The following is a 25255-nucleotide window of genomic DNA, read 5'->3' on the forward strand; positions in this document are numbered from 1 at the left end:
CAACTCTTCACAGCGACTTCGTATCGAGTTAAGCCGGATCACAAGACAGGGCGATCTAGCAGAATTTCTGCCATATTGAGAGGATCCTGTTTGGTTTTATTCGAAGTGGGCTTTGGGGGTCGCACGGCGGCATGGCACTCATACGGATCGGGGTGCTGGGCCCACTGCACATCAGCATCGACGGACAGCGCGTGCCCCCGGGCGCGCCCATGCAGTGCGCGGTGCTGGGACGGCTGGTCGCGGCCGGTGGCCGGGTGGTGCCCACCGAACGGCTCATCGACGATCTGTGGCACGGTGACCCGCCCGCCAAAGCCGTTGCCGCGCTCCAGGTCTACATCCACAATCTGCGCCGGGTGTTCGAACCGGACCGGCCGCGGCGCGCGCATTCGCGCGTCATCGTCTCCGAATCCCACGGGTACGCGCTCAATCTCGAGCCGTCACAAGTGGATTCCTGGCACTTCGAACAACTGCTGCACGGGCACGAGGCCGCCATGCGCGACCCGGCCGGGCGGCCCGACCCCCTCGAACAGGTGCGGGTGCTCGACGCCGCCCTGGCGTGCTGGCACGGCACCGGATTCGAATCGTTCCCCGGAATGCCGTGGGCGGCACAGGAAGCCGCTCGACTACAGGCCCTGCGCCTGACCGCGGCCGAACTGCGGGCCCAGGCGGCGCTGGAGCTGAACCGGCCCGCCGAGGTGGTGCTGGCGCTGCGGCCCATTCTCGAGGAGCATCCGGGACGCGAGGAGTGCGCGCGGCTGCTGGCCGTCGCCCAGTACCGACTGGGACAGTCGCTGGACGCGCTCGCCACCGTCCGCCGCAGCCGCGAATTCCTGACGCTGGAGTTCGGCGTGGATCCCGGTCCGGGACTGCGGGATCTGGAGACGGCCATCCTCACCCACTCGGTGGACACCGAGGCCGTCGTCCCGCTCGCACCGGTCCGGCCGCCCGAACCCGAGCCCCGGCCGGATCCGGAACCCGTGCCGGACACCGGATATGGGCCGCAGCGGCAGGCCATCCTGGCGGCCGCCGAGACCGCGGGCGCGGGGCAGGTGCGCCTGGTCTGGGTGTCCGGCGAGGCCGGTGCCGGGAAGACGACCCTCGCCACCGGCATCACCGGGCACCTGGGCGAGCGCGGCTGGACCACCGTGTTCGGACGCTGCCCGGAGGTCGAATCCGCGCCGCCCGCCTGGGCCTGGGCCGAAGTGCTCACCGGACTCGACGCCGCCGACCCCGAAACCTTCACCGCCGCCGACGCTTTCACCCTGGCCCGGCGCGTGGTCCGGTCCTGTCGCGAACGCTCGGCGGGCACACCCATCGCCATCGTGCTCGAGGACGTGCACGGCGCGGACACCGCCACCCTGCAGGTGCTGCGCCAGGTGGTGAACTGGCTGCGGGACCGCCCCATCCTCATCGTCGCCACCCTGCGCGGCACCGAGGCGGGCCCCGGCGTCCGCGACACCGCCGCGGCCCTGGCGCTTTTCACCGCCGACCGCATCGACCTCGACGGCCTGGACATGGCCGGCACCCGACGGGCCGCGGCCGCCGCCGGACTCACCACCCTCGACGACCGCACCGTCGAGCTGTTGCGCCGCCGCACCGGCGGCAATCCGCTGTTCGTGCGCGAGCTCGCCAAACTCGTTGCCACCCAGGGCACCACCGACGCCCTCCCCGACAGCGTCCGCGATCTGCTCGGCCGCCGCATCGCCCAACTCCCCGACGACGTCGTGGATCTGCTGCGCCACCTGTCGGTCTGGGGCGAGGACAGCGATATCACAACCCTCGCCGCCGCGGCCGACCTCCCCGCCGACACCGTGATCGACCTCATCGCCACCGCGGAGTCCGCGCGCCTGCTGCGCACCGACCGCGCGGGCCGGGTCACCTTCGACCACGCCCTGGTCCGCGAGGCGGTCTACTACGACGTACCCACCCTGCGCCGAACTCGAATGCACTGGGCCGCCTTCGAATATCTGCGTCGCGCAACCGAAGCGAGCGACCGATCCGATTCGAGCGGGCGGCATGCGAGCCGATCCGCCGCCGCGTCCGACGCGAATGCCGCCGCGACCGCGGAAGACGCCGCGCGCGTAGAGAATCGGGTGCTCAACGCGCTGTGGGGCGCGGACCATCTGGTCGCGGCCCTACTCGGTTCGCCGCGACCGGCGGTAATCCACCGCGACGATCGGGCATTGTCGGCGCTGCGCGGAGCAGACGAGGTCGCGACGGACCCGAGCACGCCGCCCGACGAGGCCGGTGCCGCCGGGTCCGAACTCGCCCTCGCGGGCGTGGGTTCGGTCCACGAGGAAGTGTATGTTCCGCGCGGTCGTGATATCGATGCGCTGGCCCACCATGCGGCGTTGGGTGCGGATGCCGAAACCGCCACCGTGGCACTGCCTTACGTGCGGGCCGCCGCCCGGCGGTGTGTGGAGCGGCGGATGCGCGCCGATGCGGTGCGCCGGTGGCGTTCGGTGCTGGCGCTGCACGATCTGGCCGGGCACGCCGGCGGCGGTGCCGCGCTCGCGGATCGGCTGGCGGTGCTCGAGGCGCGGTGTGAACTGGTGGTGGCGCTGGCCTACGACGGACAGCACATCGCCGCGCGGGCGGCCCGGGAGCAGGCCCTGGATCTGGCCGAATCGATCGGCGGCGCGGAGCTGCTCGCCCGGGCGGCCACCTGCTGGCCGACACCGCTGATCTGGTCGGTGCACGACTGGCACACCCCCGATCCACGGATTCGGGAGCCGCTGCGGGTGGCCTCCGCGGACCCGGACCTACCGGCGCGGACCCGAATTCAGTTGCTGGTCACCGCCGTTTTCGATCGGGCCATCGAGGACCCCTCCACGGCCCGGATCATCGCCGCCACCGCCATGACCATGGCCGAGGGGCTCGGCGACCCGGATCTGCTGTGCACCGTCCTCAACGCGCAGGCCTTCGCCGCCTTCGCCGCGGGCGGATTCCTGCGGGCGCACGACCTGAAAAGGCATGCGGAACAACTACTCCGGGTGTCGACCCAGGCCGAGCTCACCGAATTCCGGGCGCTGGCGCACTATCTGCTGTTCCGCGCCAGCCTCGCCGACGCCGACCTGGTCGATGCGGCCGAACACGCCCGCAAGGCCAGCGAATACGCCACCGACGGCCAACTGCGGCATCTGCTCGACGCCATCGCGCCGTTCGGAATGGTGCTGGAGTTGTTGCGCGGCAATACCGACGAGGTCATGCGCCTGCTCGCCGAGGGCGCGGCGGATCTGGACGATCTGGTCGCGCACTCCGGCGAGGGCGCGGCCGAACCGACCCGCGATCCGAACGCGCTGCACGTGGGCATCGCCGTCTCCATCGGCTGGCTGCGCAACGACATGTCGGAATATCTCGTGGACCTGCGCGAACGCACCGCGCTCAAACCCGAACTGTTCGTCCACGGTTACGCACTGGCCCTGGTGCATTCGGGAAGGGCGGAGGAGGCCCGGCGGGTGCTGGCCGCCGCGCCCGCGCTGGCCCCGCAGTTCTGGTCGACGTTCACCGCGGTGAAGGCCCGGCTGGCCATCGCCCTCGAGGATCCGGCGGCCGCGCTGACCGTCTACCGGCAGCTGCTGCCCTATGCGGGCACGGTCTGCGGTCTGGAGACCGGGGCGGCGGTGCTCGGACCCATGGACTACGTCCTGGCCGAGCTGGCGAGCTACCTCGGCGACCACGAGCAGGCCGCCCACCACCGGGCCGAGGCCGAGGCGCTGCAGGCCCGGCTGCAGGCCGACCTGATCGAACTCGCTCCGCCCGGCGTGGGTCTCATGCGGGCCAGCCGCCTGGGGCCGATGGGCCGCAGCCGCCTGGTGCGCCGATCCTGAGGGAACTTCACGGTCCGCTGGCGCGTCCTACTGGGTAGGGCCGAGGGACGGCCGGAACGGGGGAGGACCGTATGACAGTCGAGGCTGACCGTATGACAGTCGAACCGGAGCGTGGGCCGCGCCGTCGTCGCCGCTGGCTGATGATGGGAACCGTTGCGCTGGTGGTGATTTCGGCGCTGACCGGTGGGGGAGTGGTCGGGGTGCGCTGGTGGCAGCACCACCGGCACGAGGAGCCCTACGGTCCCCGGGCCATGGACGGGCGGCTGCTGCACGACTTTCCGGACATCGACACCGCCGCTCTGGGTCCCGAACAGGCCCGGGTGGTCGAGGTGCTGCGTCAGCAATTCGACGAACAGAGCGGACGGGACAAATACTCCGAGGGCAATGACGAGCCCTGGTGCGCGGACTTCGTCAGCTGGGTGATGCGCGCCTCCGGACAACCTTTGAGCAATCCGAATTCCGGATCCTGGCGAATCCCCGGTGTATACACCTTGGAGGAGTACTACCGGGGCCAACATCGTTTCGAGCAGGCGAACAACGGATATCTACCCCGGGTCGGGGACGTGGTCATGTACGCGGATTCCAGTGTCTTCCATCAACACACGAATATTGTGATTGCCGTAGATTCGGATATCATCACCACGGTAGGTGGCAATGAGGCCGGAGAATCCGGTGGTGTCGCCATCCACAAATTCCGCCCATCCGGCACAACGGGGCTGGTCGGATTCGGGCGATTGGGAACACGCTGATTCCACATTCTGGAAACACGCGGGGCGGGGTGTACTCCTGGGCGCATCTTCCGCTTACGATGGGTTTCGGCGGCGCCCGGCAGCGTCGTCGATCGATCCCTGTCCTGCTGCCCCCTCATCGGCAGGACAGGGGTCCCCGCCCGACGAAAGAAGCTGGATGACGCCGTCCGACGAACCGACCTGGATCGATTACGCCGAATTCGGCGAACGTTTCGTGGCGGCGGCGGTAACGGAATCCCGGATCGAATCGGCGGTCTCCAGCGTGGCCGGGCGCGGTATCACCATCGGCCCCTTCGGAATCGGACCTGCCGGACTCGCCCGCTTCGTGGCCAAGGGCAGCATCGGCAAACCCACCGTCATCCGGCGCGGGCCGCACGTGCACTTCGACGTCATGCTCCCGGTGAAACTGCGGGTCGATGTGACCCTGGGCGGTCAGCGCCTGCGGCTGGAGGCGGTCGTGGAAATCGACCTCACCATGCACGCGCGCACCGCCGACCCGCTGCTCATCGTCATCGACATTCCCCCGGTCACCTCCCGCGACGTCAGCTTCGTCATGCGCGCGCAGGCCATCGGCACCGCCTGGGAACTGCTGCTCAACCCCATCGCGCAGCTGGTGCAGCGCGAGGTCGCCAACCGCATCAACGGCATTCTGGCCGATCCGGATTCGCAGCGCGGCCGCACCTTCGACGTGGAGGCCATCCTCAACAACACCCGCTCGCCCTATCGCGGGCGGCCCACCCACGACTGGATCGGCTACGACGAGTTCGGCCGCCGCTTCTTCACCCGCATCGTCACCGCGGAACGGGTGCAGGAGGTGGTCGAGTCCATGGCGGGCAAGACCATCGAGGTCGGGCCGCTGCGCACCGGACCCGGCGACAAGGCCGAGGTGCGCGTGCAGGGCAGCGTGCGGCTGCCCCGGGTGGCCGAGGCCGCGCCCCTGACCGCCATCGCGCCACCCGAGCCGCGCATCGCCGAATTGCCCAAGGCCGCAGCCGAATCGGCGCAGGCCGCCGCGGCCAACGCGCACGACCACGATCCCGCCCTGGTGCGCTTCGATCTCACCATTCCGGTGAGCCTCGACATTGCCGTGGATGTGCTGAAGACCAATCGCTATCGCGCCGAGGTGCAGGTGCCGGTGGCGCTCACGGCGCGCGCCGCGGACCCGCTGCTGATCGTCATCGACGCGGTGCCGCCGCGCGCGGGCGATATCGATCTGGAGATGACCGCCGAGGGCTGGCGGGCCGCCGCGCTGGGCAAGCTGGCCGGGATGCGCAAGCAGATCGCCTCGCAGGTGGCGCGGGTGGTGCGCACCGAGGTCGCCGACGTGTCGCGGCGGACCATCGACGTGGGCGCGCGTCTGGAGTCCACCCGGGTCTGAGTGACCCGGGTGCCCTTGGCCCGAGTGACTCGATAGCTGTTCATTCGCTGCTTCGGCGCGGCTGCCCGGTTTTGCCGCGATGTGACATATGGTGCCGCTGTGTTCGATGAGTCTGGCGATTCCAATGTGAATATGGTGAAATGAGGGCACGTTCAGGGCTCCCGGCGCACGGATGATCTTGTTGTTCATCGGGGAAGGTGCGCCGGGCACGCCGCTTCGCTCTTGATGGCTCATGTTCCAAACGGATCGACCAGCGAGTGTGTTGCGAAGGAGCCTGCGATGTGTGCTGTCCATGTCAATCGACGGAACTTCCTATCCGGCGCAGCGGTTCTCGCCACCGGAATCACCGCCGGACTGACCCTCCCGCCCGCCACCGCCAGCGCGAAAAAGCAATCGTTGGGCACCCTGCTCGACTACGCCGGAGGAGTTCCCTCGGCCCAATCCATCAGCGACGACGGCCATGTCGGCGTCATTCGCTACGTCTCGGACCGGCGACCGGGCGCGGAATGGATGGAAGGCAAACCCCTGCAGGCCCGCGAGGTCGACGCGCTGCGCGCCGCGGGCCTGTCCGTGGTCTCCTGCTACCAGTTCGGCAAGGGCCCGACCGCCGACTGGCGCGGCGGCTACGAGGCCGGATTGCGGCACGCCGCACGGGGATTGGTGCTGCACAAGGCGGCCGGCGGGCCCGACAGCGCGCCGATCTACGCCTCCATCGACGACAACCCCAGCGACGAGGAATTCGAGAAGCTGATCGACCCGTACCTGCGGGGCTGGGAAACGGTCATCGGCCGGGCGCGCACCGGCGTCTACGCCAACTCGCCGACCATCGACAATATTCGCGACGTCGGGCTGGGTTCGTACTACTGGCAACACAATTGGGGCACCCCGAAGGGCTACGTCCACCCCGCCGCCCACCTGCACCAGTTCGAGATCGACAAGCGCGAGGTGGGAGGCATCTCGGTGGACGTCAACTCCGTCCTGGCCCCGCAGTACGGCCAGTGGTGGTAATTCGCACCTTTCGGAGCAAGAGGTGGGTTAGGTCTGGCAGTGGCAGGTCGGGTCGAACGCCAGATCCGGTTCCTCGGGGACCACGCGCAGCGTGAAGTGGCGGTCGGCCTCGTCCTCGTCGCGGCCGTCGCTGAAGCTCTGACGGTCACCGGCCCAGGAGAACAGGGACCAGCGGGACAAGCCCGAGAAGGCAGACCCGAGGCTGCCGAACGAGGCCGAGGAAATAATCGAGCCGAAGGAGCCCACCGACCCGATCGACAGCACCGAACCCACGCTGCCGATGGACAGGATCGAATAGGCCGAGCCGATCGACAGGATCGATCCCTCCGAACGAATCGAGAGGATCGATCGGCGCGAATGCAGTCCCCGCACAGGGTGAGTCACAGCGGCCATAGCCCCGGTCTACCACAGCCCAACGCCTCGACCAACGATTTCGCCCCCGGCCTTCCCCGATGATCATGGGGGAGAACGGGGGCGAAACTCTTCGCTATCGGCGGCCGACCGCTACGTAACGGTGAAGAAGCCGATGGTGGGGAGGAAGGAGCAGGTAATGGGCTGCGACTCCGGGTCGGCCTGGGTGGTCAGCGAACCCGAGACCACGGCGACCACGCGGCCGGTGCCGGTATTGGCGATGGCCGAGAGGGTGGCCGGACCATCGGGGTTGATGTGCTGCTCATTGGTGAGGTTCATGGTGCCGCTGGCGCGGGTGTCCAGGTTCAGCCACTGCACCGTCATCGGGGTGGGCTGAACATCGGTGGGCTGCTTGGTGCCCAGCGCGGTGAACACGAAACCGGCCTGGCCCTGGGCCGGTCCGGGCGGGGGCAGCTGCGCCGGGCCGGGGACGGCCAGCGCGGTACCCACCGAGTCGGCGGAGGAGGAGATGCAGCCCTTGCCGATGGTCGGCCACAGGAACTGGGCGATGACCGGGCCGTCCTTCGGAATGTCCGGGCCGCCACCGCCGCTGCCGTCGAGGAAGGTGATGACCGCGAGCAGCGTGGTCTTCACCTGCGCGGGCAGGTTGCTGTTCTCCAGCAGCTGCTTGGCCTGAGCGAGGATGGCGTTCTTGGGGCCGGGATCGGCGATATCGGCGGGACCGGTGGCCGCGCCGACGATGGCGGGGACCAGCGAGGCCAAGGCGTCGACCGGAACCCCTTCGGGGATCATGGGAATCGACGAGATGGGCTGTGCCGTCGCGGGCTTCGCGTAGGCCGTCGGCACGGCGACGGTGGCGCAGGCCGCCAGGGCCAGCGCGGACATTGCGAACCGCGATCCTCGGGTGCGAAGCACTGGTGTAGCCGTCCTTACCTTCAGGGACATCTAGCGGCGATGGAGCCATCGCTCCGCGCCACTCTAGGGACCGGGCTGCCAAGTTGTACAGCCACGGTGCGATCTTGGCGAACTAGATCAGCTGACGGTATCGAACAGGCGACCAGAAGAGGTGTTACTCCTGTGGTCGTTGATGCAAATGTTACCGGATGTGAGCGGTGATACATGGGAGCTGCGCGAGTCGCTCGGCGGTACGACTACGCTCAGTCCTGCCCGCGGTCCGCCCGAGCCGAAAGTCCGTGCCGTGAATCGACACGTCCTGTGAATCCCATGCTTCGAAACCGCCGACTGGCGGTCGCGGCGCTCGCACTCTCGGTGCTGGCCCGCCTGGCCTGGGTGCTGCTGCTGCCCAATGGCATGAACTTCGTGGACCTGCACGTCTACGTCGACGGCTCGGCGAACTTCGGCAGCGGCCACCTCTACGATTACACCGATTCCAGTAAGACGCCGGACTTTCCGCTGCCGTTCACCTATCCACCGTTCGCGGCGCTCGTCTTCTATCCGCTGCACTTCCTGCCGTTCACGGTGGTTGCCATCGGTTGGCTGCTGGCCACGATGGCGGCGCTGTTCGGTGTGGTGTGGCTGTCGTTCGAGATGCTCGTGGGGACCGAGGGCATGCGCGAGGCGAACTGGCGCACCGCCGCGATCGCGTGGACCGCGATCGCCATGTGGCTCGAACCGGTGCGGTCCACCTTCGACTACGGCCAGGTCAATGTGTTCCTGGTGCTGCTCGCCATGGTCGCGGTGCGCAGCGCCTGGTACGTGGGCGGGACATTGGTAGGCATCGCGGCGGGGGTCAAGCTGATCCCGGCGGTCACCGGTCTGTATTTCCTGGCGCGCAGGCGCTGGCTCGACGCGGTCTGGGCGGCGGTCGTGTTCGTCGCGACCATTCTGCTGACCTGGTTGATCTCGCCGGACGAGACGAACAAGTACTTCAAGGAGCTGCTCGGCGACGCGCGCCGCATCGGCCCGGTCGCCTCCTCGACCAATCAGTCGCTGCGCGGCGCGCTCAGCCGCATCCTCGGCCACGACGTGGTGTCGGGCCCACCGTGGATTGCCGCGGTATTGCTCACCGCCGTGCTCGCCTTCTTCGCCTGGCGCGCACTGGATTCCGACGACCGCCTCGGCACGCTCATCATCGTGGAGCTGTTCGGGCTCATGGTGTCGCCCATCTCCTGGTCCCACCACTGGATCTGGCTCATCCCGGTGATCCTGTGGCTGATCTACGGCCCGCTGCGGGAGGCCGCGGGCGCACGGGTGCTGGCCGGGTACTGGTTGGTGGTGACACTCGTCGGGGTGCCGTGGGTGCTCGGATTTTTCCAAAAGTCGATCTGGACCATCTCCCGCCCTGGCATCCTGTCCTGGCTGGGCGCGGTGGATGTGCTGGGTGTGCTGGCGCTCTACCTGTGGATCATCCGGGTCGGACGGGCGCGCCTCAATCGGTCACTGAATCGGTCATATGACCATCAGTCCTCCGGCCGGTGATATAAGTATTCGGGCGGGGGGTTCCGCGATGCCCTCATTTTTGGGGTGAAGCGGGTAATCCATTGTGCGACTACGGTTGTCGACACTCCGCAAGCCGCATTCGCCAGCCGTGAACTCCGGTCGGTGATCCATCCGACTCGAAAGTCCATGCTGTGAACAGACGTTTCCACCTTGCCGTTGCCGCGCTGGTCTTCTCGGTGCTGGTCCGCGTGGCGTGGGCGCTGTTCTGGCCGAGCAACCTGATCCTGGTGGACTTGCACGTCTACGTGGAGGGGTCGGCGAATCTTTTCAACGGAAACCTCTACGACTGGACCGATTCGAGTCGGTCACCACAATTTCCGCTGCCGTTCACCTATCCCCCTTTCGCAGCATTTCTGCTGTATCCCCTGCATTTCCTGCCCTTCGACGTGGTAGCCGCGGGATGGCTGATCGCGACCGCCGCGGCACTGTTCGGCATCGTGTGGATCGCGCTCGAGCTGATGGTCGGCCGCGACGCCATGCGCGAACAGAAGTGGCGCACCGCCGCGGTCGCCTGGACCGCGGCCGGAATGTGGCTCGAGCCGGTGCGATCCACCCTCGACTACGGCCAGGTCAATGTGTTCCTGGTGCTCCCGGCCATGCTCGCGGCGCGCAGCGCGCGCTGGTGGGTGCAGGGCCTGCTGGTCGGTCTGTCCGCGGGCGTCAAGCTGACCCCGGCGGTGACCGGGCTGTATTTCGTGGCCCGTCGGCAGTGGCTCGCGGTGGTGGCCTCGGTGGTGGCCTTCCTCGCGAGCATCGGCCTGACCTACTTGCTCGTGCCGAAGGAGACCAACAGGTACTTCGGGGAGCTGGTCGAGGACCCGCACCGCATCGGACCGGTCGGCTCGGTGATCAACCAGTCGCTGCGCGGCGCGCTCACCCGCCTGGCCGGGCACGATATCGGCTCCGGGCTGCTGTGGAAGTCGGCGGTGCTGGTCACGGCCGTGCTGGCCTTCTTCGCCTGGCGCGCACTGCGTTCCGACGACCGGCTGGGCGCGCTGATCATCGTGCAGCTGTTCGGCATGATGGCCGCGCCGATCTCGTGGTCGCACCACTGGATCTGCCTCATCCCGTTGGTGCTGTGGCTGCGCTACGGTCCGCTCGAGGATGCCGTGGGCGCGCGCCTGATGGCCGCGTTCTGGCTGTTCAACACCGTGATGGGCATCTCCTGGTTCCTGGGGACGCTGCAGAAGTCCATGTGGGACATCTCGCGTCCGTGGTACCTGGCGTGGCTGGGCGCGGCCAACGCGCTCGGCGTGCTGGCCCTGTTCGTCTGGATCATCGCGGTCGGCCGACTGCGGCGGGTCAGCCCTGAGCGTGCAGTCGATCGATCTCGCGAGCTAGAGCCAAGTCCAGTGGCGTGAGGCCGCCGGCGGAGTGGGTCGAGAGCGTGAAAGTGACCCGCCGCCAGCGGATATCGATATCGGGATGGTGGTCGGCGGCCTCGGCCGCGGTGGCCACCCGGCGCACCAGTTCGATGCCCGCCAGGAACGAGGCGGCCTCGATGGTGCGGGTGATGGCGTCGCCCTCCCGGGTCCAGTCGGGCAGTTCGGTGAGGGCCTTGGCGATGTCGTCTTCGGAGAGCAGCGCGGGACTCATAACCCCGGTCTACTCCGGATTCGGGCGGCGCGGGGGAATTTCAGGCAGCGCGAGCGGCTTTCAGGCACTTCTTGAGCTCCTTGCCGCAGCAGCCCTGGGCCTCGGCCTTTTTCATGCGCATGATGACGACGGGGCATTTCACGCACCGCGTCTTCTTGCGGCAGCACTTCTTCTTCGGCTTCAGACCCGAAACGTCCTTCGCCTTCACCTTGCCCATGTTGGTTAGCTTAACCTAACCTCAGCCCGTTGAACGTGTGACTTCGTACTCCCGGTAATGTGTAGCTCGCCGCATGCCCGGTGGAGTTCGCCATGTCTCGAAGTAGGCAAACCCACGCATGAGACCCACCCGGGTCGGCATCAGACTTTTTCACCAGGAGGAATCAAACGTGTCGTCTGTCGAGTTCCGCAACGTCGCCATCGTGGCGCACGTCGACCACGGCAAGACAACACTGGTCGACGCCATGCTCCGGCAATCCGGTGCGTTCGCCGAACGCGCCGAACTCGTCGACCGAGTGATGGACTCCGGTGACCTCGAGCGCGAGAAGGGCATCACCATTCTCGCCAAGAACACCGCTGTTCACCGGCACAACGCCGATGGTTCGGTCACCGTCATCAATGTCATCGACACCCCCGGCCACGCCGACTTCGGCGGTGAGGTCGAGCGCGGTCTGTCCATGGTGGACGGCGTCGTGCTGCTCGTCGACGCGTCCGAGGGTCCGCTGCCGCAGACCCGCTTCGTGCTGCGCAAGGCCCTGGCGGCCTCGCTGCCGGTGATCCTGGTGGTCAACAAGACCGACCGCCCGGACGCCCGCATCGAGGAGGTCGTCGAGGAATCGCACGACCTGCTGCTCGACCTGGCCTCCGACCTCGACGACGAGGCCTCCGAAGCCGCCGAGCTGGCCCTCGATCTGCCGGTGCTCTACGCCTCCGGCCGTGCCGGTGTCGCGTCCACCAAGCGCCCCGACAACGGCCAGGTGCCCGACGCCGAGAACCTCGACGAGCTGTTCGAGGTCCTCCTGAAGTACGTGCCCGCCCCCAAGGGCGACGCCACCGCGCCGCTGCAGGCGCACGTCACCAACCTCGACGCCTCCCCGTTCCTGGGCCGAATCGGCCTGGTGCGCATCCACAACGGCACCCTGCGCAAGGGGCAGAGCGTTTCCTGGATGCACGGTGACGGCGTCAAGCAGGTCAAGATCACCGAGCTGCTCAAGACCATCGGCGTCGAGCGTCAGCCCGGCGAGGAGGCCGTGGCCGGTGACATCGTCGCCGTCGCGGGCATCCCGGACATCATGATCGGCGACACCCTCGCCGATCTGGAGAACCCGGTCGCGTTGCCACGCATCACCGTCGACGAGCCCGCCATCTCGGTCACCATCGGCACCAACACCTCGCCGCTGGTCGGCCGCGTCCAGGGCCACAAGCTGACCGCCCGCATGGTGAAGTCGCGCCTGGATCAGGAACTGGTCGGCAACGTCTCGCTGCGCGTGCTCGACATCGGCCGCCCGGACGCCTGGGAGGTGCAGGGCCGTGGTGAGCTGGCGCTGGCCATCCTGGTCGAGCAGATGCGCCGCGAGGGCTTCGAGCTGACCGTCGGCAAGCCGCAGGTGGTCACCAAGACCGTCGACGGCAAGGTGCACGAGCCCTTCGAAGAGCTGACCATCGACTGCCCGGACGAGTACCTCGGCGCCGTCACCCAGCTGCTGGCCGCCCGCAAGGGCAAGATGGTCCAGATGAGCAACCACTCGGCCGGGTGGGTGCGCATGGAGTTCATCGTCCCCTCGCGCGGTCTGATCGGTTTCCGCACCGACTTCCTCACCGAGACCCGCGGCACCGGCATCGCCAACGCCGTGTTCGACGGCTACGCGCCGTGGGCCGGTGAGATCCGCGCCCGCCACACCGGCTCGCTGGTCTCCGACCGTGCCGGTTCGGTCACCCCGTTCGCCATGATCCAGCTGGCCGACCGCGGTCAGTTCTTCGTGGAGCCGGGCGCGGACACCTACGAGGGTCACGTGGTGGGCATCAACCCGCGTGCCGAGGACCTCGACATCAATGTCACCCGCGAGAAGAAGCTGACCAATATGCGGTCCGCCACCGGTGACGTGCTCGAGACCCTGGCCAAGCCACTGCAGCTGGATCTCGAAGGGGCCATGGAGTTCTGTGCCGCCGACGAATGCGTCGAGGTGACGCCGGAGATCGTGCGTGTGCGCAAGGTCATCCTGAACGCCAACGACCGTCAGCGCGAGATCTCCCGCCGCAAGGCGCGGGATCGGGCCGCCCAGTAGGCGAACGCCGCTTGGGTGATCGTTCGAAACGCGACATCTGATTTAGTGCCGACCGGGGTAACTCGTCGGGTACGCCCAGCATCGGTTTGGCTCCCAACCGCTGGCCGCGTGCCCGACGGGCTGCGGCTCTTAGCTGCGCGCAAGAGGCGCGGAGAGGCGGGTAAGGTGCCGAACGTGAGAGCAGGGGACCGGAGGCGCGCATCGTTGCGCGCGGTGTTGGTTCTGGTAGCGACCCTGTTGGCGGTCGCTACCGGGTGCACCGCCAATCCGCCGCCGCCCATCGAATCCACCGACAGCCCGAAGACGCAGCCCGCGAAGCCGGGGAAGAACTCGGTCACGGTCGCGGTCGACGACATCGGGATCGGGTTCAATCCGCATCTGCGGTCGCAGCAGTCGCCCGCGACGGCGGCGGTCGCGTCCATGGTGTTGCCGAGTCCGTTCCGGGCCGCGCCGACGCCGGGTGTGCCGGGCGGCACCGATTGGAATCTGGATCCGGCGCTCATGGTGTCGGCGGATGTGACGGCGCAGGAGCCGTTCACGGTCACCTATCAGATCAAGAACGAGGCGTCCTGGTCCGACGGCGCGCCCATCGCGGCCGAGGACTTCAAATACCTGTGGCAGCAGATGATCACGCAGCCCGGCGCGGTGGATCCCGCGGGCTACCGGCTCATCTCGGACATCAGTTCGTCGGCGGGCGGCAAGACCGTGACCGTCACCATGACGCAGCCGTATCCGGCCTGGCGGCAACTGTTCTCGGATCTGCTGCCCCAGCATCTGGTGAAGGACTCCGGTTTCGAGCAGGGGCTCATCGACACCATTCGCATCTCCGGCGGCCAGTTCCGCATCAAGCAGGCCGATCGCGGCCGCGAGGAGATCCTGCTGGAACGCAATGACCGGTACTGGGGTCAGCCCGCGGTGCCGGATCAGATTCTGTTGCGCCGCGGCGGAACTCCCGCGCAGATCGCCGAATCGCTGCGGGTCGGGGACGCGCAGATGGCGCTGGTGCACGGCGGTGTGGCCTTGCAGGCGCAGCTGGGCGCGATTCCGTCGGTGCGCACGGCCATGATGGCGCAGGCGCGGGAAATGCAGCTCGTACTCAATGGCCGCAGCGGCGATCTCGCCGATGTGCGGGTGCGGCGCGCGGTGCTGGGGCTGCTGGATCCGGTGCTGCTGGCCACGGTCGGCGCGCAGACCGGCAGCTGGGTGGAGCCGGTGCGGGCGCAGGTGCTCGCGCCCTCGGATCCCGGCTACGCGGCCACCGAGCCGCCGCGCCTGAGCCAGGAGGAGGCGTTCGGGCTGCTGGCCGAGGCCGGATTCGCCCGTGCGGCAGAGACTCCCGCCGCGCAGTCGGCGACTTCGCCCGCGCCGCAACCGCGTTCGCTGGCCAAGAACGGCAAATCGTTGACCGTGCGGCTGGGCGCGGTCGACGGCGACACCACCACGTTGGCGGTGGCCAATACGGCGGCGGACCAATTGCGCAGTGCCGGAATCGATGTGATCGTGCGCAGCGTGACCGCCGCGCAGCTGTACGGCAAGGAGCTGACCGACGTCGGGATCGACGCGGTGGTCGGCTGGGAGCGCACCGGTGAGGATCCGGCGACCGTGCTGGCCTCGCGCTACGGGTGCGCGCCGGTGCCACTGCCCGGCGACGGCAATGATTCGACCGTGGTGGACGGCGCGAAGAAGGCACCGTCGAACCTGTCCGGCGTGTGCGATCCGACCCTGCAGCCCGCCATCGACGCGGCCCTGCGCGGTATCGATGTGGGCAAGATCATCGCCGATGCCGAGCCCAAGCTGTGGGACCTGGCCACCGTGCTGCCGATCGTGCAGGACACCCAGGTCGCGGCGGCCGGACCGCGCGTGGACGGCGCGTCACTGAGCGGTGCCATTCAGACCGGCATCTTCGGTGACGCCGCGAACTGGCGGAGGCTGCCGTGAGCCTTCCCGCGTTCCCGGGCGCCGCGACGCACGGCATGCTGCTGGTGCACGCGCATCCCGACGACGAGTCCATCACCACCGGCGGCACCATCGCCCACTACCGTCGGCGCGGTGTGCCCGTCACCGTGGTGACCTGCACGCTCGGGGAAGAGGGCGAGGTCATCGGCGAGGAGTACGCGCGGTTGGTGGCCGGGGAGGCCGATCAGCTGGGCGGCTATCGGATTCTCGAATTGACCCGGGCCCTGGCCGAATTGGACGCGGGGCCGCCGCACTTTCTGGGCGGCGCGGGCCGCTGGCGCGACTCCGGCATGGCCGGGACGCCGTCGGCGCGCAATCCGCGCGCGTTCGTCAATTCCGGTACCGCCGCGGTCGACGCGCTCGTGCAGGTGATCCTCGAGCTGCGTCCGCGCGTGGTGGTCGGGTACGACCCGCACGGCGGCTACGGGCATCCGGATCACATTCGCGCGCACGAGATCACCATGGCCGCGGTCGACGCCGCCGCGGACTGGGGTTGGACGGTGCCGAAGGTGTACTGGACCGTCACCGACGCGGGGGTGCTGGCCATGCACACCGAGGCGCTCAAGCGCCGCACCGTCGATCAGCTGCCGGGTGCGCTGCCGCGCGGCTGGCGGCTGCCGCACACCGGCGAATTGGCCTGTGTCCCCGCCGAATCCGTGACCACCACCGTCGACGTCTCCGATGTGCTGGCGGCCAAGCGCGCCGCGCTGCGGGCGCACGCCACCCAGGTGACGGTGGCCCCGTCGGGGCGGGAGTTCGCGCTGTCGAACGATATCGCCCAGCCGGTGCTGCCGGAGGAGCATTACATTCTGGTGCGCGGTGAGCGCGGCCCGGTCGGTCCGGACGGGCGCGAACATGATCTCTTCGCCGGGCTGGAATGAGAGACTGAGGCTATGTACAACTGGGACCTCCAGAACGCCATCGCGGCGTTCGTCGAGAGCCAGCGGCCCTACTTCGAGTGGCAGCACGAGCTGTATCTGTCGGTGCTGTACGGCTTCGTCGACATGCAGAGTCAGCTGCTGACCCTGCTCGGATTCCCGCCGGTGCCGTGACGGCGGCCGTCGGCGCCCACGCGGGCGAGGTGGCGATCGAGCCGCATCCGGCGCGCACCGTGTTCAACGCGGTGATCGTGGGGCTGCTGCTCATCGACACGGTGATCACGCTCGGGCTCGAGGTGCTGTTCCTGCCGATCTACGCCGGGCGCGCGCATCTGCCGGAGGTGTCGCCGGTGATGGCGGCGGCTTCGGGCACGACCTCGGGTGCGATCGCGCTGCCGTTCACGGCGTTGGCCGCGGCGGTGATCAATGTGCTGCTCGTGATGGGCATGGGTGTTGTGACACAGCGGATTCCGGTGATGGCGTCGCCGCTGCTGGTGTGGGCGGTCGGATTCCTGGTGTGCGCGGGGTTCAGCCCGAGCGGTTACGCGCTGCTCATGGGGGACTGGCCCACCATGCTGCTGCTCATCTGCGGTCTGCTGCCCGCGGGCATGTATCTGTACTACCGGGCCACCGCGCGTTTGGCCGCCACGGGGGCGTGACCTAGATCACGGCCCGAGGTGGCCCGTCGGCTGTCACCTTTTTCCGTTCCGTCTCGTCATCACAGTGAACGATCACCGATGACGAGCGAGGGATGACGATGGGATTCGACGAACTGCGCAAGGCTGTCCGGGGGCGTGTATTGGCGTCCGGCGACGCCGAATTCGAGCAGGTCGCGCGCCCGTGGAGCCTGGCGGTGACGCAACCGGTGGCGGCCGTGGTCGAGGTCGCCGATGCCGCGGATGTGGCGGCGGCGGTGCGCTATGCGCGTGGCGCGGGGCTGCCGGTGGTGACGCAGCCGACCGGGCACGGTGCCGCGGGCGGGGTCGAGAACGCGATCCTGCTGCGCACCGGGGCGTTGAACGGGCTGGAGATCGATCCGGTGGGTCGGGTGGCCCGGGTCGGCGCGGGCGTGCAGTGGGGGCAGGTGCAGGCTGCGGCGGCCGGGTACGGGCTGACCGGTTTGGCGGGCAGCAATCCGGTGGTCGGTGTCACCGGGTACACGCTGGGCGGTGGCAAGGGGTGGTTCGCGCGCAAGTACGGCTGGGCCTCGAATGCGGTGCGCGCCTTCGAGATCGTCGATGCCGAAGGGCGGCCGACGCGGGTGACCGCGGACAGCGATCCTGATCTGTTTTGGGCGCTTTCCGGTGGCGGCGGCGATTTCGCCGTGGTGACCGGTTTGGAGTTCGAGCTCTTCCCCGCGCCGGGGCTCTACGGTGGCCGCATCATGTGGCCCGCCGCGCGGCTCGCGGAGGTGTGGGATGCGTTCCGCGAGTTGACTTCCGGGGCTCCCGACGAGTTGTCGGTGTGGTTCAGCCGATTCCAGTTCCCGCAGGCACCGGAGATGGTCGGGCTGGATCTGGCCTATCTCGGCGATCCAGAGCAGGGGCGGGCCCTGGTGTCCGTGCTGGATGGCATCGGGGATGCGATCGCCGACAAGCGGACCGTCATGTCGGTGGCCGATCTCGGCGACATCACCACCGAACCGACCGATCCCAGTCCGGCCATCACACGCGGCGAGCTACTCGCCGATCTGACCCCGGAGGCCGAGAAGATCCTGCTCGGTGAGACGCTCGCGCCGATCACCAGCATCCAGGTCCGGCATCTCGGCGGTGCCCTGGCCCGGCCCGCGGCGGGTGCGCGGGGTGCGCTGTCCGAGCGCTATCTGGTCTCCACCCTCGGAATCGGGCTACCGCACCTGCGAGAGGCGGTGTGCGCCAAGCTCGATGCCGTGTCGGCGGAGCTGGCGGACCACGCCACCGGCAAGAAGCCGTTCACCTTCCTGGCCCCGGGCGAATCGGCCGCCGCGGCCTTCGGCGCGGCGACCCTCGATCGGCTGCGCGCCGTCAAGCGAGACCGGGACCCGCGGAACGTGATTCGCTCCAACTACCCGGTGCTCGACTGACCGACGTTCAGCGCGGCGTGCCGAGCTGGCCGGGAGTCACCGCCTCGATGAGGGCCCAGGCCTGATCGAGGGGCAGGTCGATGACGTGGTAGCGCTTCTTGCCCGCGGCCGAGGCCGCTACCACGGTCGCCACCCCCACCCGACGCTGAAAGAAGGTTTGCCGCACCGTCCACCCGATGACCCCGGGCGCTTCGAGGCAGTCGCGATCGCGATCGAGACAGCCACTGCGCGTGATCAACCAGGCCGGATTGCCCTCCGTGGCGGGAATGACGGCATGCCCGAGCCCCCGATACCGGTCCCACCCCAGCGCGACGGCAATCGGCACGGCGACCGCGAGCACGATCCACACCCACGATGGAATGTGGCCGCCCGCAAGGGAAATCGCCAGCAGTACGACCGCGACCGCCGCGAGCGGCCCCAGCGCGCGGGTATACCGGCGACGCCGAGCGGCCACACCGTGCGCCACCAGCGGCACGGCGACAGGCGGCGGTACAGGTGTCACCCCGGCATGGCCTTGGCCGGGATCCATTGTGCCGTCGTGGATTCCGGCCAACTGCGCGCCGGAATGACCGGCGGAGGTGCCGAGGAGGTGGGCGAGGGTGCGGTCGATGGCGGGGCGGGGGGCCTGGGGGAGGATCTTTTGGCGGGGGCTGGTGCCGACCATGATGGCCTCGAGTTCGGCGGCACCGGCCAGGCGGAGGAGGAGGGGTTCGTTGACGGTGGCGCCGCGGAGGCGGGCCAGGTCGAGAGTTGTTTGGCGCGTGGTGAACAGGCCGTGGCGGATGGTGAGGGTTTTGCCGTCGTCGTGGACGTTCAGGGCGAACCAGGTCATGAGGTAGCGGGCGCAGGCGGCGATGCTGACCACGATGACCAGGACCACCAGCAGCAGGGCGATGACGGCGGCGATGACGCCCGCGCCACGGTGGCCCACGTCCTGGACGGTGCCGGACTTCAGGAAGATCTGGGCGAAGCCGTACTGGAAGGCCAAACCCACCAGGGGGGCGACAATGGCGAAGCCGGTCAAGGACAGTGGGGCGTAGCGGACCCAATCCGGTTGCCAGTGCGCGATTTCCACGCCCGGACGGCTCTCGGCCGCCGCGGTGGTCGCCGCGCCGGGCGTGGTAGCCGACTGGGCGGCAGCGGATTCCGATCCCTCCCGGGTGTGCGCCAGCAGGTCGGCCCGCAGCTGCGGCACCAGCTTGGCGTCCAGCGAATCCAGTTTGAACTGATCGCCCTTCTCCGCGTGCTGTCCGGTGCCGATGGACAGCACCGCCAGCCCGAGGGCCCGGTGCAGCAGGTCGGCCTGCACGTCCACCGACCGCACCCGGTTGCGCGGCACCGAAAGCCGTTTGCGCTGAATCAATCCCGTGCGCAGTTCCACGTTCTCGGGGGTGATGCGATAGGTCGTGGTGAACCAGCGGGTGAGCGCGAAGGCCACGATGACCGCGACGACCGCGAGGCTCCAGGTGGGATTGTCGGCGCGCGCCCCCGCGATCAGCGAGGCGATCAGCACCGGGATGTAGCGAATGAGTTCGGTGACGGGGTGCACCAGCAGCATGCGCCGGTCCAGCCGCTGCCAGCTCTCGGTGCCCAGGGGCCCGGTGATCGGTGAAAGCACTTCCGTCGGATAGGAATCCGAGAAGACCTCGGACCCGGGTTCGGGTGTCTGGCTCACGTGGCATCCCCCCGATGCTGCGCGGCGATGGCGGTGAGCTGGGCGACGGTGTCGCGCGCATCGGCCAGTGTCAGCGCGCTGATGTGCACGGCCCCGGCCGAGGATGCGGTGGTGACGGTGACGGTGGCCAGCCCCAGCAGCCGCTCCAGCGGCCCCCGATAGGTGTCCACGGTCTGCACGCGGGTGATCGGCGCGACCCGGCTCTCCTGGGTGAACCACCCGGTTCGCGTGTACACGGCCTCGTCGGTGATTTCCCAACGATGCACCGCGTACCGCCACAGCGGTATCACCACAATGCTGAAAATCGCTGCCAGCAGCACGATTCCGAGCACCAAGCCCTGAATCCCACGCCGCTGGGAGTCGAACAGCGCCCAGATCCCGACCCCCACCACCGGCACCACCCAGGACAGCGCGGCACTCAGCGCCCACAACAACTTGGCGCGCGGACTGGGCCGCCGGGCCGGGTCGGCGAGAATGCCGCCGGAAGTGAGAGGCTGGGACATGCCGCCCATGCTTCCATGAAAACTCCCGCGGAGGCGGTTGATCCACCGGCCCAACCAGCCGTCCAGTCCCACGGCCCTGACCGGTCCCGCGGGGCGCGACTACTTCGGGGTGATGCGGTAGAGGCCGGTCGTGGTGCCCTGGTACTGGATTCGGCCGGGAGCGATGGTGCCGACCATTTCGAGGGTGTCGTTCACCGTGGTCGCGCCGACGAACTGTTCGGTATCGAGGTGGCCGGTATTGGCGTCGATCACGGCGAAGCTGTAGTTGTCGGTGATGGCCGCGCTGCCGCTGCCCAGGCCGCTGCTGCCGCTGGCGCTCCCGCTGCCGAGCAGGGAATGCCGGGTGAAGGTATAGATCTTGCCGTCCGCCACGGACAGTCGCGGCACCGCCGAGGACGGGACGCTATTGGTCCAGACGACGGTGCAGCCGGAGCCGGTCACGTCGATGCGCGTCATCCCGCCCGAAATCGGTGCGCTGGCGGGCTGACTGGTGCCCGCGTTCGGCGGCAGCGCCGGGTAAGGGTAGCCGTAGGTGCTGGCCACGAACACGCTGTTGCCCGACCCGATGGGAGAGTTCTCGGTGCCGTCGATGGCGGGCACCGAGCAGATCTGGTGTCCGGTCGCGGTATCGAAGACCAGCAGGTTCTCCTTGGTCGCCGCATTGTCGGTAATGGCCAGGTACTCGGTGCCATTGCCCGGCCCGAAGAAGGTCGGCGTCGCGCCGGTGCCCCAGCTCAATTGGCCGGGCTTGCGCGCGGGCCCGCGGTCGTAGGCCTGCCGCCAGGCGATCTGCGGATTGCCGCTGCCGTCCACGGTGAGCAGGTACAGCGCGTGATCGGTGGCCACCGCCATGCCCTGCGGCGCGGTGGCGATGCTGTTGGCCACGTTCTCCCCGGGCGCGAGCACGATCGAGTGCGCGCTGCCGTCGGTGGCGACGAATCCGGCCGCCGCGGCGTCGGTGGCGAACCACACCCGGCCCTGATAGTCGGGGGAGACCGAGCTGACCGCATCGCAGCTGCCGCCGCCGCAATGCCCGGTGACCGCCTGCGACACATCGGTTTTCGCGGCGATCGACAGTGACCACGACCCGTCGGACCCGCGCTGGTGCCCGATGCGCAGCAGGTTCCCGGACCCGTCGACGGTGACCATGCGGTCGTTGTTGTCGAGGTAGGCGTACACCCCGCCGAGCAGGCTGCCCGCCGTGAGGTCGAGGCGGGCGAGGGTATTGCCGTTGCTCGGATCCAGCAGCAGCACCTCTGGCGACCGGTCGGTCACCTTGGTGCACAGCGCCTGCGGGAGTCCGTCCGCGCCCTGCAGGATGGTCGGGCAGGCCGCGCCCTCCTCGTGGAAGTCCGCGTGCACGCCGCCGGTGCCGACGCCGGGCAGCGGCGTGGTGTCGGACGCCTCGGCATCACCGTGCATGGTCGCGGTGCCCTCCGGTCCCAGATAGGGATTGACGGGCGGCACCGGCCCGTAGGCGGTGGCGGTTCCGCTGACGACGGTCAGCGCGGCGGTGGCGCCCAGTCCGGCGACGACGGCCGCGCGGCGGAGTTTCCCGAGCACGTGGGGGTCTCCTCTTTCTTCTCCTGCGAAGTGATCACGCGAGGCTATTGCACGGAGACTGAAATTTGAATAGATGAACTCGCCGATGCGAGTAATTGCATCGGAAGACCTTGCGACCGTGGGAAGAAAGTGACAACTGATTTCGTTGCGACCGGGGTAACTCGTGGGGTACGTCCAAAATCGGTTCGGCTCCCGGCCGCCGGCACGGGTTGCCAGCGGTAGGCGGCTCTTAGCCGCCCGCTGAAGATACGGAGAGGCGGTACAGTGCATGATCGATGGCGTGACGGATCTAGCGAACCCGAGCCTGCCGCCGAAACCGCCGAGCGACTCGGCCATGCGCCGCGCGCTGCGCCGGGCGCGGGACGGCGCGACGCTCAACCTCGACGAGGCGGTCGTGCTGCTGCACGCCCGTGGCGAGCACCTCGAGGATCTGTGCGCCTCGGCCGCGCGGGTGCGCGACGCCGGGCTGCGTGAGACCGGGTACGCGGGGGAGACGCTCCCGATCACCTACTCGCGCAAGGTGTTCATCCCCATTACCCACCTGTGTCGCGACAAGTGCCACTACTGCACCTTCGTCACCGTGCCCGGCAAGCTGCGCGCGCAGGGCAAGGGCATGTACATGGAGCCCGACGAGATTCTCGAGGTCGCCCGCCAGGGCGCGGAATTGGGTTGCAAGGAAGCCCTTTTCACCCTCGGTGACCGGCCCGAGGAGCGCTGGCCCGAGGCCCGGCAGTGGCTCGACGAGCGCGGCTACGACTCCACCCTGGATTACGTGCGCGCCATGGCGATTCGCGTGCTGGAGGAGACCGGCCTGCTGCCGCACCTGAATCCGGGCGTGATGACCTGGGAGGAGCTGTCCCGGCTCAAGCCGGTGGCCCCGTCCATGGGCATGATGCTCGAGACCACCTCCACCCGGCTGTTCACCGAACCCGGTCGGGCGCACTACGGTTCGCCGGACAAGGATCCGGCCGTGCGCCTGCGCGCCCTCACCGACGCCGGACGCCTGTCGGTGCCGTTCACCACGGGCATCCTGGTGGGCATCGGCGAGAACCTGACCGAGCGCGCCGAGTCCATTCTGGCGATTCGCAAGGTGCACAAGGCGTTCGGGCACGTGCAGGAAGTCATCATCCAGAACTTCCTGGCCAAGCAGAACACCGCCATGCGCGACACCCCGGACGCGGACCTGGAGGAGTTCCGGGCCACCATCGCGGTGGCCCGGCTGCTGCTGGGTCCCAAGATGCGCATTCAGGCCCCGCCGAATCTGGTGTCGCTGGAGGAGTGCCGGGCGTTGCTCGCGGCGGGCGTCGACGACTGGGGCGGGGTCTCCCCGCTGACCCCCGACCATGTGAATCCGGAACGGCCCTGGCCGAATCTGGAGACCCTCGCCCAGGTCACCGCCGAGGCCGGATACGTGCTCACCGAGCGCATCACCGCGCACCCGAAGTATGTGCTGGCGGGCCACCCGTGGATCGATCCGCGCGTCTCCAAACATGTTGCGGCCCTGATGGATCCGAAGACCGGCCTGGCCGCCGATGTGAAGCCGGTCGGCCTGCCGTGGCAGGAACCGGACCACGACTGGGAGTCGGTCGGCCGCATCGATCTGAACACGGCCATCGACTCGGAGGGCCGCCTCACCGAATCCCGCAGCGACTCCGGCATTGCCGATGATTCGCTAGGTGCCTTCGGCGATTGGGAGTCGATCCGCGAGCAGGTGCACGAGCTGGCCGCCGCCGCGCCCGAGCGCTTCGACGCCGATGTCATGGCCGCCCTGCGCGCCGCCGAGAAGGATCCGGCCGGACTCTCCGACGACCAGTACCTGGCCCTGGCCACCGCCGACGGCCCGGCCCTGGAGGCGATCACCGCCCTGGCCGATCAGCTGCGCCGCGACACCGTGGGTGATGACGTCACCTACATCGTCAACCGGAACATCAACTTCACCAATATCTGCTACACCGGCTGCCGCTTCTGCGCGTTCGCGCAGCGCAAGGGCGATGCCGACGCCTTCAGCCTGAGTCCCACCGAGGTCGCCGACCGCGCCTGGGAGGCCTGGGTCGAGGGCGCGACCGAGATCTGCATGCAGGGCGGCATCGATCCGGAGCTACCGGTCACCGGGTACGCGGATCTGGTGCGCGCCATCAAGGACCGCGTCCCCGAGATGCACGTGCACGCCTTCAGCCCGATGGAGATCGTGAACGGCGCATCCCGCGGCGGCCAGTCCGTGCACGACTGGCTCTCGGCGCTGAAAGAGGCCGGGCTGGGCTCGATTCCGGGCACCGCCGCCGAGATCCTCGACGACGAGGTGCGCTGGGTGCTCACCAAGGGCAAGCTGCCCACCTCGGCCTGGATCGATGTCATCACCACCGCGCACAAACTGGGCATTCGCTCCAGCTCGACCATGATGTACGGGCACGTGGACAATCCCAAGCACTGGGTCGGCCACCTGCGCGTGCTGCGCGGAATCCAGGACGAGACAGGCGGTTTCACCGAATTCGTGCTGCTGCCGTTCGTGCACCAGAGCGCCCCGCTCTACCTGGCGGGCGCGTCCCGCCCCGGCCCCACGATTCGCGACAATCGCGCCGCGCACGCCCTCGCCCGGATCATGCTGCACGGCCGTATCGAGAATATTCAGACCAGCTGGGTCAAACTGGGAATCAAGGGAACCCAACTCATGCTGAACGGTGGCGCCAACGACCTCGGCGGCACCCTCATGGAAGAGACCATTTCCCGCATGGCCGGTTCCGAACACGGATCCGCCAAGACGGTCGAGGAACTGACGGAGATCGCGTCGGGCATCGGCCGCCCGGTACGGCAGCGCACCACCACCTACGGTGTGCCCGCCCACCGAGCGCCCCTGGGTTCGCTCGCTCTGGGATAGACCGGATTCGGGCGATCCGATCGTGGCATCGGCCGCGAATATGGCCGCAGGGTGGCGGCCGTGAGTTA

20 protein-coding genes are annotated in these 25255 nt (G+C 68.6%); 13 read left to right on the forward strand and 7 right to left on the reverse strand.

Annotation, left to right across the window (positions count from 1 at the left end):
- Nucleotides 1-131 precede the first annotated feature (131 nt).
- From VMT65_RS03535 to VMT65_RS03550, 4 genes are all read left to right on the forward strand, one after another.
- On the forward strand, nt 132-3830 hold the full coding sequence (locus VMT65_RS03535) for a BTAD domain-containing putative transcriptional regulator (protein ID WP_326306456.1): 3699 nt from the start codon (nt 132-134) through the stop codon (nt 3828-3830).
- 92 nt (nt 3831-3922) lie between these two features.
- Entirely contained in the window at nt 3923-4579 is a 657-nt protein-coding gene (locus tag VMT65_RS03540) for a CHAP domain-containing protein (protein WP_326306457.1), read from the forward strand.
- A 157-nt stretch (nt 4580-4736) separates the two neighbouring features.
- The gene (locus tag VMT65_RS03545) at nt 4737-5957 is read left to right on the forward strand and encodes a hypothetical protein (RefSeq protein ID WP_326306458.1); all 1221 of its coding nucleotides are present in this window, start codon (nt 4737-4739) and stop codon (nt 5955-5957) included.
- Nucleotides 5958-6236: 279 nt separating this feature from the next.
- A complete protein-coding gene (locus tag VMT65_RS03550) occupies nt 6237-6965 on the forward strand; it encodes a DUF1906 domain-containing protein (protein WP_326306459.1) in 729 nt (242 codons plus the stop codon).
- 27 nt (nt 6966-6992) lie between these two features.
- Here the strand turns inward: VMT65_RS03550 and VMT65_RS03555 are convergent, their stop codons facing one another.
- Together VMT65_RS03555 and VMT65_RS03560 are read right to left on the reverse strand one after the other, a co-directional pair.
- On the reverse strand, nt 6993-7358 hold the full coding sequence (locus tag VMT65_RS03555) for a hypothetical protein (protein ID WP_326306460.1): 366 nt from the start codon (nt 7356-7358) through the stop codon (nt 6993-6995).
- Nucleotides 7359-7469: 111 nt separating this feature from the next.
- On the reverse strand, nt 7470-8222 hold the full coding sequence (locus VMT65_RS03560; RefSeq protein ID WP_326306461.1) for an Rv1157c family protein: 753 nt from the start codon (nt 8220-8222) through the stop codon (nt 7470-7472).
- Between the two features lie 234 nt (nt 8223-8456).
- Here VMT65_RS03560 and VMT65_RS03565 point away from each other — a divergent pair, with 234 nt between their 5' ends.
- Nucleotides 8457-9776, forward strand: coding sequence for a mannosyltransferase (locus VMT65_RS03565; protein ID WP_326306462.1), 1320 nt, complete (start codon nt 8457-8459; stop codon nt 9774-9776).
- A gap of 152 nt (nt 9777-9928) precedes the next feature.
- Nucleotides 9929-11158 (forward strand): mannosyltransferase, encoded by a 1230-nt coding sequence (locus tag VMT65_RS03570; protein WP_326306463.1) that lies wholly within the window; start codon nt 9929-9931, stop codon nt 11156-11158.
- Here the strand turns inward: VMT65_RS03570 and VMT65_RS03575 are convergent.
- Both VMT65_RS03575 and VMT65_RS03580 read right to left on the reverse strand, forming a co-directional pair.
- On the reverse strand, nt 11100-11393 hold the full coding sequence (locus VMT65_RS03575) for a 4a-hydroxytetrahydrobiopterin dehydratase (RefSeq protein WP_326306464.1): 294 nt from the start codon (nt 11391-11393) through the stop codon (nt 11100-11102). The genes VMT65_RS03570 and VMT65_RS03575 overlap by 59 nt on opposite strands.
- Nucleotides 11394-11433: 40 nt before the next feature.
- A complete protein-coding gene (locus VMT65_RS03580; RefSeq protein WP_326306465.1) occupies nt 11434-11610 on the reverse strand; it encodes a hypothetical protein in 177 nt (58 codons plus the stop codon).
- A gap of 169 nt (nt 11611-11779) precedes the next feature.
- Between VMT65_RS03580 and typA the strand changes: the two genes are divergently transcribed.
- From typA to VMT65_RS03610, 6 genes are all read left to right on the forward strand, one after another.
- Nucleotides 11780-13675 (forward strand): translational GTPase TypA, encoded by a 1896-nt coding sequence (gene typA, locus VMT65_RS03585; protein ID WP_326306466.1) that lies wholly within the window; start codon nt 11780-11782, stop codon nt 13673-13675.
- 204 nt (nt 13676-13879) lie between these two features.
- Nucleotides 13880-15613, forward strand: a complete 1734-nt coding sequence (locus VMT65_RS03590) for an ABC transporter family substrate-binding protein (protein WP_442790194.1) — start codon at nt 13880-13882, stop codon at nt 15611-15613.
- 35 nt (nt 15614-15648) lie between these two features.
- The gene (mshB, locus tag VMT65_RS03595) at nt 15649-16512 is read left to right on the forward strand and encodes an N-acetyl-1-D-myo-inositol-2-amino-2-deoxy-alpha-D-glucopyranoside deacetylase (RefSeq protein ID WP_326307428.1); all 864 of its coding nucleotides are present in this window, start codon (nt 15649-15651) and stop codon (nt 16510-16512) included.
- Nucleotides 16513-16524: 12 nt separating this feature from the next.
- Nucleotides 16525-16683 carry a hypothetical protein gene (locus VMT65_RS03600; protein WP_326306468.1) on the forward strand — a complete coding sequence of 53 codons (159 nt, stop codon included), beginning with the start codon at nt 16525-16527 and terminating at the stop codon, nt 16681-16683.
- Complete coding sequence (locus tag VMT65_RS03605) at nt 16680-17168, forward strand: hypothetical protein (protein ID WP_326306469.1); 489 nt, start codon at nt 16680-16682, stop codon at nt 17166-17168. The genes VMT65_RS03600 and VMT65_RS03605 overlap by 4 nt, the downstream gene beginning before the upstream one ends.
- 92 nt (nt 17169-17260) lie before the next feature.
- Nucleotides 17261-18571: an FAD-binding oxidoreductase gene (locus tag VMT65_RS03610; protein ID WP_326306470.1), complete on the forward strand. Its 1311-nt coding sequence runs from the start codon at nt 17261-17263 to the stop codon at nt 18569-18571.
- A gap of 7 nt (nt 18572-18578) precedes the next feature.
- Here VMT65_RS03610 and VMT65_RS03615 read toward each other — a convergent pair whose 3' ends face one another.
- The 3 genes from VMT65_RS03615 to VMT65_RS03625 all read right to left on the reverse strand — a co-directional run bounded on the left by VMT65_RS03615 (nt 18579) and on the right by VMT65_RS03625 (nt 22312).
- The gene (locus tag VMT65_RS03615; protein WP_326306471.1) at nt 18579-20246 is read right to left on the reverse strand and encodes a PH domain-containing protein; all 1668 of its coding nucleotides are present in this window, start codon (nt 20244-20246) and stop codon (nt 18579-18581) included.
- Complete coding sequence (locus VMT65_RS03620) at nt 20243-20749, reverse strand: PH domain-containing protein (RefSeq protein WP_326306472.1); 507 nt, start codon at nt 20747-20749, stop codon at nt 20243-20245. Before VMT65_RS03620 ends, VMT65_RS03615 begins: the two co-directional genes overlap by 4 nt.
- A 99-nt stretch (nt 20750-20848) precedes the next feature.
- Complete coding sequence (locus VMT65_RS03625; protein ID WP_326306473.1) at nt 20849-22312, reverse strand: hypothetical protein; 1464 nt, start codon at nt 22310-22312, stop codon at nt 20849-20851.
- Nucleotides 22313-22580: 268 nt separating this feature from the next.
- On the opposite strand from VMT65_RS03625, the gene VMT65_RS03630 reads away from it, so the two are divergent.
- A complete protein-coding gene (locus VMT65_RS03630; protein WP_326306474.1) occupies nt 22581-25187 on the forward strand; it encodes a bifunctional FO biosynthesis protein CofGH in 2607 nt (868 codons plus the stop codon).
- The last annotated feature ends 68 nt before the right edge of the window (nt 25188-25255 follow it).

The organism is Nocardia sp. CDC153 (assembly GCF_035818515.1).
Taxonomy (GTDB): Bacteria; Actinomycetota; Actinomycetes; order Mycobacteriales; family Mycobacteriaceae; genus Nocardia.

Coding starts and splice junctions, on each gene's coding strand:
- VMT65_RS03535 (WP_326306456.1), top strand. CDS start 132: ATGGCACTCATACGGATCGGGGTGCTGGGCCCACTGCACATCAGCATC.
- VMT65_RS03540 (WP_326306457.1), top strand. CDS start 3,923: ATGACAGTCGAACCGGAGCGTGGGCCGCGCCGTCGTCGCCGCTGGCTG.
- VMT65_RS03545 (WP_326306458.1), top strand. CDS start 4,737: ATGACGCCGTCCGACGAACCGACCTGGATCGATTACGCCGAATTCGGC.
- VMT65_RS03550 (WP_326306459.1), top strand. CDS start 6,237: ATGTGTGCTGTCCATGTCAATCGACGGAACTTCCTATCCGGCGCAGCG.
- VMT65_RS03555 (WP_326306460.1), bottom strand. CDS start 7,358: ATGGCCGCTGTGACTCACCCTGTGCGGGGACTGCATTCGCGCCGATCG.
- VMT65_RS03560 (WP_326306461.1), bottom strand. CDS start 8,222: ATGTCCGCGCTGGCCCTGGCGGCCTGCGCCACCGTCGCCGTGCCGACG.
- VMT65_RS03565 (WP_326306462.1), top strand. CDS start 8,457: ATGGGAGCTGCGCGAGTCGCTCGGCGGTACGACTACGCTCAGTCCTGC.
- VMT65_RS03575 (WP_326306464.1), bottom strand. CDS start 11,393: ATGAGTCCCGCGCTGCTCTCCGAAGACGACATCGCCAAGGCCCTCACC.
- VMT65_RS03580 (WP_326306465.1), bottom strand. CDS start 11,610: ATGGGCAAGGTGAAGGCGAAGGACGTTTCGGGTCTGAAGCCGAAGAAG.
- mshB (WP_326307428.1), top strand. CDS start 15,649: ATGCTGCTGGTGCACGCGCATCCCGACGACGAGTCCATCACCACCGGC.
- VMT65_RS03600 (WP_326306468.1), top strand. CDS start 16,525: ATGTACAACTGGGACCTCCAGAACGCCATCGCGGCGTTCGTCGAGAGC.
- VMT65_RS03610 (WP_326306470.1), top strand. CDS start 17,261: ATGACGATGGGATTCGACGAACTGCGCAAGGCTGTCCGGGGGCGTGTA.
- VMT65_RS03620 (WP_326306472.1), bottom strand. CDS start 20,749: ATGTCCCAGCCTCTCACTTCCGGCGGCATTCTCGCCGACCCGGCCCGG.
- VMT65_RS03630 (WP_326306474.1), top strand. CDS start 22,581: ATGATCGATGGCGTGACGGATCTAGCGAACCCGAGCCTGCCGCCGAAA.